Origin of the sequence: Paenibacillus terrae (assembly GCF_000943545.1) — a bacterium.
Lineage (GTDB): Bacteria > Bacillota > Bacilli > Paenibacillales > Paenibacillaceae > Paenibacillus > Paenibacillus terrae_A.
In genome coordinates this window covers 1-7,375 of sequence record NZ_JTHP01000135.1, presented here as the reverse complement: position 1 = coordinate 7,375, position 7,375 = coordinate 1, and the positions used below count along the sequence as shown (strand labels likewise).

Genomic DNA, 7,375 nt, shown 5'->3' with positions numbered 1-7,375 from the left:
GATTTCGTACATCTTCAACTGGACATCGACCCGAAGCAAGATCCTGCCAAAGCCTGCTGGTTTCTCGTGGCGACTCGATATGTAGCCGAAGAACATAGCGGTTGGTACGATATGCCTGAGATCGGGGAACAAGTAGAACTGTATCTGCCAACAAATCGCGAACAGGATGCCTATGTGACGGATTCGCTACGACAACAACGCCACACAAATGGACAGCCGAATGTGAAGGCATGGCAACATGTGCAAGGTAGCGGCGTAGAAATGTCTGAGCAAGAACTGACCCTTTCTACCTCCGATGGATTTTCCATTACACTGCACGAGGATACGGGCATCACCATCAACAGTCCGGGGGATGTACAGATTCAGGGTGGTCATGTGAAGCTCGATGCAGGTGAGGAACTGTCGCTGGAAGCTGGAACGGCGCTGTATCTAAAAGGTGGAGAAAGTAGCATGGTGCTGGATGGTGAGACGGATACCAAAGCCCCGGTAATTTATCAGGAAGGTACGGTAAAAGCTCCCGTTTTTGTAGCTGATCTCCCTCCTGTCCCTGAACCGCCGTTAATGAGCATCAAAGCATATGAGGCCGCACAAACCGCAACAGCCAAGAGCAGCCAAGCCCCTACTCCTAAAGCAAAAGTTACGACTCCAGCAGCGCTTCAACAGGCCCATGCTTTTATGGGGACGATATCCAAGCTATTAGGTTCCATTCCCGTAGTTGGGAACGTAGCCAGTGTGATGTTGAATACGGTGGGTGGGCCAGCAGGTAAAGTGGCAGCAACGATGTTACAAGCAACTGGAGCCATCCCTATTCGTAGTAAAGGAACGCCCATGGTTGGAGGCAGTAAAGAAACGGGGTTGCACCCGCTCAAACACTTGGCTGGTTTAGCACTCCAAGGACTAATCAGTCAATATGAGCATGAGCAAGCTAAACAAGCTTACTATAGCAAGTGGATTTTAGGAAAAGCATATACGAGTGCGCGTCATTTGGCTGATTCCGGTGGCCCATTGGAACTGGTTCAGAACCTGCTGAAAGAGTCGAATGCTATGGCTCATGCCTATCAGCAAGTTCCTAAAAGCGTTCGGGATAAAATGCTCAGGGACTATAAAGAAAAAGAAGAAGCTAGAACTGAAGCTGCTCTTAAAGCAGAAAAAGAAGCTAGAGCTAAAGCTGCCCTTAAAGCAAAAAAAGAAGCTGCGCCACCAGAACTGACAGAAGAAGACTACGAAAGAATCTGGCAGGATTATCTTAGGGCAGCATATACCGAAGACTTTACACCCAAACTTAAACCGGGGAGTTATCGAGGAAAAGATGGTCTTGTACGTACTCGTGACGGTGAACCGGATCGCCAATACTATAGTGAATGGAAGCATAACTATCCCGGCGATTTTTTCATGCTAACTAGGAAGCAAGGAGTATCCGAAGAAGAGAAAAAATGGATGTTCTATGCTATTATCACAGAAAACCCTCTTATGGTTGGTGGTCGAGGGGGTGTGGACAATACTAAAGAATTAAAGGGGATACTTTCAAAACTGGGTAGAGGAAAAGGATTCTTTAATATTTCTTCTGGAATAAGTGCAAAAGTAAGAGTCCAGGAAGTATTTGCGAGACAAGAAATAGCAGCTAGAGAAAACATATCTACCCCAAAAAATAACCAAACTCTTGAAAACAAAGGCTACAAACCACAACCAAATGAAAGGTTAACAACGAAAAACCAATATAAACAACAGGATCAACAGGCAAGGAAAACGCTACGAGAGACTGCCTCCAAGGCAGCTAGAGAAGAAAATAGTAAAATTCAAAAGAAGGTCATATATAATGTAGCTAAGAGTACAAATGCAAGAAAAGCCTCAAATATAAAAGAATATTTAAAAAAGGAAAAAGAAATTGTTAAATCAGAAAATACTAGGTCTGTAAATTCCTCTATAGAGACTTTAACAAGAGACCAGGCTAGACAAGGGGCACAAGATCTACTGAAAAATGGGGAAATTAGCTTATCCAATTTAGAATCGATGATTCCCCCAGATACGTCAAGTACATTTATTCCAACAAGTACAATTAAAGATGGAGCAAAGTATGAATTTTTACTGGCTGATGGACAGAAGGCAATTATTCGATGGCATTCACCAGATCCTATAGCTGCAAGTAAGTACCCTGGATCAGTATCAGGCACACGTTGGACTGGACAAATAAAAATAGGTAATAAACAATTAAAAACTGATGGAACTTGGACTAAAAATCAATCCTTAAATGAAGTTCACATTCCAATAGAGGGGAAATAAAAAAATGAATCTTGAAGAAATTGAGAATTTACCCGATGTATTACCAACAGAAACATTAGCATTGATGTTTCAAAACGTATTGAATGAATTTGATATTGGGAAAATTGAGGAAAAGGATTTTTTATTAATTCTTAGCCAATTAACAGATAGACAAGTTATGACCTACGAGTTATTGGAAAGTGAAGTAAGAGATGGTACAGATAAGGCTCTTTGCAGGTTATGGAACACTGATTCTTATGATGATGTAGATATCATTCTTTCAATCGTTGTAAACCTTGGACTAAAGAATTGCTTTCAAAAAATTAAAGATTCAATAAATCAAGATAGGGATATAGATGAATTAATATTAAAAGAAATAATAGATACAATTGATGAAGTTGGTGAAAATATTTCGAATCCATATCATGGTTTAGAAGGATTCAAATAAGCATATCAATGGTATGTCAATAATTTCGGGTAAATTTAATTTACAATATTAGCGCATATGCAAAACAACTTAACATACTTGATAGCCTTTCAAAGGCACACTCCCACTTGAGATACGAGTAGGAATGTGCTTTTTTTATGCCAAAAATCAGCAGTCAATTAGCCGAATGAGTCCCAATTCCTAGATGAAAACAATAACTTGCCATCCCTCCCCATCAGAGTTAACATACACACACTCAACCACGGGAGGGAAACATACAATGTCAGATTGGCCGGATTGGTTTCAAGAAGCATTACGCCAACGTTTTTATCAATTAGAATTAGCCAGTGAGCAACAGGCTCCAAGTTCTCCAGAAGACAAAAATCTATTCACTCAAATGGAGCAATTTAAAATTAACCAAAACGAAGATATTCAACGTCTGCTATCGGAATGGGAAGAAGCCATAGGCTATCAGCTAAGTCAGGATAAGCAATCCATCTACATGGAAGGAGTAAAAGACGGGATTCGATTGATTCTTCCCGTCATGCACTCCACAAATATTCTCTAGCCTATTGATCGTTTCAGCCTATGGTTTCTCTAGTCCAATATTTCATCTATGTCCATTCCACTTTTCAAGGTAAAAACAAAACGCGCTGGTGAGAGAATGGTTATCTTCTCCACCAACGCATTAAATAGGTTATCATCAAATTGTTCCAGTACATCTTCCCGTAAGTTTAGTACTTGGATAATTTCATCGACACGTTCCTTGATTTTCGCTTGCTGTTCATGCTCCTGCTCTAGTGTCAGCTTCTGTTGTCGTAGCTCGTTTAGTTCACTGGAAAGCCTGTTTGTTTCTTCTTCATATACGGCCTCATCAATCTGATTCCGTAGCTTAAGATTCACTAATTCCTTCAGGTCGGATTTCAATTGTTGCATCTGTCCTTCGATGTCCAATAGCGGTTCTTGCCCTACTTTGCTGGAATGCACCGATTCAATATTGGCTTTCAACGTCTTCATGAATCCTTTCTTATTCTCATACATCCGATTGAACAATCGTACAAACGCGGAATGTAAAGCTTGCTCATCAACCGATTTGGCATCACAGGCTGCTTTCCCTTCATTGACATACGTTTTGCATTGCCATACCACTTTTTTGGATGGGTTATTGCTGTTCCAGGTTCGGCGTTTAAAAATGGCTCCACAGCATCCACAATACACTTTGCTGCTTAGTGCATATTTACTGGAGTATCGTTTACTCTCCCCCATCACACTCCCTTTCAGCTTGGCCCTCCGTTCCTTTTCCTTTTGCACCGCTTCAAATAGTTCCTTGGATACAATCGGTTCATGGTTATTCTCAATTAAATATTGCTGCTCCTGTCCTTTATTCCTTATTCGTTTGTGGGTTAGAAAATCTACCGTTACCGTCTTTTGTTGTAGTAAAGCTCCGTAATATTTCTCATTGGTCAGAATTAAGGTAATGGAGGAATCCCACCAAGTATCGCCACCCGTGACTGTTTTAATGTCATCTCGCATCAATCCTCTAGCAATCGCCTGATAGCTTTTCCCATCCAAATACTCCTCATATATGCGCCGTACAATCTCTGCTTCTGGCTCGTTAATCACCAGTTCACCATGTTCATCCTTATCGTAGCCAAGGAAGCGATTCGTGTTGCAGAAGACTTTGCCGTTTTGAAAGCCACGTAATATGCCCCATCGACTATTTTCAGAAATGTTTCGGCTCTCGTCTTGTGCAAGAGAACTCAGAATGGTCAGTAATACTTCACCTGTGGTATCCAGTGTGTTTATATTCTCTCGTTCAAAGAATACAGCAACTCCGAGACTTTTGAGTTCCCGTACATATTTCAATAAATCCAAGGTGTTTCTGGCGAATCTCGAAATCGACTTGACCAGAATCAGATCCAGTTTACCGTTTCGAGCATCCTGTATCATGCGATTAAAATGCGTTCTATTTTTGGTACTGGTTCCAGTGATTCCTTCATCGGCATAGATATCCGCCATTTCCCATTCCAAGTTGTTTTGAATGTATTGGGTATAATGATTGACCTGATTGGTATAGCTTTCCTTTTGCTCCTCGGAATCGGTACTGACTCGGCAATAGGCAGCGACTTTCTTCTTTTGAATCGGTTGGATTCCCTCTACGATGTCCATCGTTTTAATGGGAACGATCACGACTTTTTTTGCAGTTGCGGCTTGGGCCATAGGTGTTTCTCCCTTCCATATCTTCTTTATACGGTCACATGGTATAATGCTTTCGGCACATCATCAAGTCCATTTCTGCCCATGTTATAGCTATTTGAAAGACTTTTTATTAAGCTCATCAATCGCTATAAACTCTTCTTCTGTAATGACATTTTGTGATCTCAATTGCTTCAATAGGCTCAGACTGAGTAGGTAGTCGATGGATTTTCGTTGCATATGTATGTGGCTCCTTTGAAATAAAAAATGGCTCACCTCTAAGGCAAGCCGGTAGATATAAAGCTCAGAATAAATTCTTAAGGCTAATGGTCTTTTCTATGGCAATGTTAGGATCGCTTACTAATGTGGCTGTTAATATTAATGCTTTGTTGATTGCCCCACTACTACTTCCTGCTTTTATGGTTACACTATTTCCTGTACTAGCTGTTATGCTCCCCATGATCGGAATTGAATCATCTTGATTCTGTAGGCTCCACTCCACCGCCTGGTCAAACACTTCCACTCCATGATCATAGATATGACTAACGTATGAGGCGCTTTGGCCTGTTTTTAGAACTGAATTGCCGATAATGGCTATCGAATAGATATGCGTTCCCTTTTCGACGACTCTCATTTCAATCGTACTCAATATTGTAGGGTGATAAGTTAATTTTACGGTGATACTTGCTTGTCCCAAAGCAATGCCCATAACCTGACCGTGCTGATCTACACTAACCACACTTGGGTCACTAGATATATAGGTAATTTCCGGATTGGCTATCTCATCTCCATTATCCATAACGGTTACATTTAACTGTATTGTTTCATTGAGCAGCACATGAGCTATCGTTCCCTGATTGATATGTAATGCGTAGGTATGAGCAATCTCGTACTTCCATTTGTCCGCAATATTATTTTCCACGTCATCATAAGCTGTATTAATGCTATCCAATGTGCAGCTTAACTGGATGATGCCATTCATCGTGCGATCCATTCCGACTATTCTAAATGGCTGATGAGTCATATAAAATCGTTGGCTTAATGTAATGCCCTTCGTATCTGCGTTGTCCTGTAGACTGACCAGGATGTTGCCCTCTGGCATGGAGATAACATTACCTGTTTCCGTTGAAAACGTTCTGGCTTCTACCACAGCATCAAACCATTCCACTTGTCCATCCCAGTTTAAAGCTAGCCGTTGATTACATTTTCGCATCCTGCCTCGACACGACTTTTCATTTTGATCCACCTGACTGGTAATTAAATATCGTTCATAGCGATAATCCACGATATCTCCTGTATGTAAGGGTGTTGCTGCTCTAATGATTTTGTCATCGCTCGTTTGAATGGTATCTGTCGCATCTCGAATCAGAGCAAGCTGCTTTACACTATTGATATATACAAGCTCACCTTTTTCTCGCAGAAAGAAATCCATCATCGGTTCTAAGCTCCTTGTCATTCCTCTACCTCCAAGCAAAATCCGGCTTACAGCGATACAGGTACAACTCCACGTAATCACTCCAATCCTTCATATCCAAAATAATAAAGACATCCTTGCCAATTCGAACATAGGAATTCGATTGCAATAAGGATTCCAGTGGACAGAAAGCTCGATATGTCGTCTCCAGTGTGTAGCCATCTTCAAAGGAAAAGCTTTTGCGATAAGGTTGTACATCCGCCATGATCAACTGGACAGGTTTCAAATCAGCATGATCCAAAATCTCCAGCTTCGTATCGTAGAACATCAGTCCGTCCCTACCTTGATTTTAGGTAAAGGAAGAGCAAGCCGGATACTTTCAGGAATGCCTAATTCATAGGTGACTGAGCGTTCACCTTCCTGCTTATTTATAAGCCCCGTCGAATCCCTATTCTTATAGAGATACATCGCATAATCGACCATAACGTCATCATATTCCACAGGCAGGTTTGCCACATTACAATAGCCCAGAATATTCCCTCTAGCTTTATTCAAATAGTGAATCAAGATATCGTCTTTAGATATATCTGTTGGCTCTATAGCTAGAAGCCGTTTAAGTAAAATCATTGAATCACTCATGTGTTTGCTCCTGTTCCTCCTTTACCTGTGCCTTCGCGGTACGTTTCATATTCTTGACAGTTTGAGCTTTCGTTACAGTTTCATCTTCTTCAGTTTCATTTTGTTGAGGCTCATTCACCTGTTCATAATGCCCACTGGCCTGTAACCTCAACACCAATTCCTGATCTGTGACTTCCCATGTGCAGCCTGTTTCTTGATTCAAAAACCACATCTTATCACCCTCCAAAAATGAAAAATAGGGCATCTAAAACGGACACCCTGAACGTGTTTCTTCTATTATAATGTGTTCTCATATCATCCATTTTCAATTATGACTTATTGGCTGTAAGTACAGCGATGGCTTCGGGCTTAATACATTTAGCTCCGAATACTTGTAACCCTTTCACCGCATCTGAAAATTGTTTCTCTGGTCTGAACGCCTCCACTGAATCCACTTGCCC

The 7,375-nt window shown here is 41.2% G+C and carries 9 protein-coding genes and 1 pseudogene; 3 read left to right on the top strand and 7 right to left on the bottom strand.

Annotated features, from left to right (window positions below; genetic code table 11):
- The 3 genes from QD47_RS33575 to QD47_RS32785 form a co-directional block, all read left to right on the top strand.
- A partial coding sequence (locus QD47_RS33575) for a hypothetical protein (protein WP_044649364.1) occupies positions 1 to 2,280 on the top strand: 2,280 nt, incomplete at its 5' end.
- 4 nt (positions 2,281 to 2,284) lie between these two features.
- The gene (locus QD47_RS28845; protein ID WP_044649363.1) at positions 2,285 to 2,707 is read left to right on the top strand and encodes a hypothetical protein; all 423 of its coding nucleotides are present in this window, start codon (positions 2,285 to 2,287) and stop codon (positions 2,705 to 2,707) included.
- A 259-nt stretch (positions 2,708 to 2,966) separates the two neighbouring features.
- A complete protein-coding gene (locus tag QD47_RS32785; RefSeq protein ID WP_044649362.1) occupies positions 2,967 to 3,254 on the top strand; it encodes a hypothetical protein in 288 nt (95 codons plus the stop codon).
- Between the two features lie 29 nt (positions 3,255 to 3,283).
- On the opposite strand, the gene QD47_RS28835 is transcribed toward QD47_RS32785, so the two are convergent.
- The 7 genes and pseudogenes from QD47_RS28835 to QD47_RS33570 form a co-directional block, all read right to left on the bottom strand.
- Positions 3,284 to 4,906: a recombinase family protein gene (locus QD47_RS28835; protein WP_044649361.1), complete on the bottom strand. Its 1,623-nt coding sequence runs from the start codon at positions 4,904 to 4,906 to the stop codon at positions 3,284 to 3,286.
- Between the two features lie 90 nt (positions 4,907 to 4,996).
- The gene (locus QD47_RS33830; RefSeq protein WP_268794278.1) at positions 4,997 to 5,122 is read right to left on the bottom strand and encodes an SHOCT domain-containing protein; all 126 of its coding nucleotides are present in this window, start codon (positions 5,120 to 5,122) and stop codon (positions 4,997 to 4,999) included.
- Between the two features lie 64 nt (positions 5,123 to 5,186).
- Positions 5,187 to 6,338, bottom strand: coding sequence for an Ig-like domain-containing protein (locus QD47_RS28830; protein ID WP_044649360.1), 1,152 nt, complete (start codon positions 6,336 to 6,338; stop codon positions 5,187 to 5,189).
- A 4-nt stretch (positions 6,339 to 6,342) separates the two neighbouring features.
- Positions 6,343 to 6,624, bottom strand: coding sequence for a hypothetical protein (locus QD47_RS28825; RefSeq protein WP_044649359.1), 282 nt, complete (start codon positions 6,622 to 6,624; stop codon positions 6,343 to 6,345).
- The gene (locus tag QD47_RS28820) at positions 6,624 to 6,935 is read right to left on the bottom strand and encodes a phage head-tail connector protein (RefSeq protein ID WP_044649358.1); all 312 of its coding nucleotides are present in this window, start codon (positions 6,933 to 6,935) and stop codon (positions 6,624 to 6,626) included. Before QD47_RS28820 ends, QD47_RS28825 begins: the two co-directional genes overlap by 1 nt.
- Positions 6,928 to 7,146, bottom strand: coding sequence for a hypothetical protein (locus QD47_RS28815; RefSeq protein WP_044649357.1), 219 nt, complete (start codon positions 7,144 to 7,146; stop codon positions 6,928 to 6,930). Before QD47_RS28815 ends, QD47_RS28820 begins: the two co-directional genes overlap by 8 nt.
- Before the next feature lie 97 nt (positions 7,147 to 7,243).
- Positions 7,244 to 7,375: pseudogene (locus QD47_RS33570) on the bottom strand (P22 coat protein - protein 5 domain protein); the annotation flags it as partial.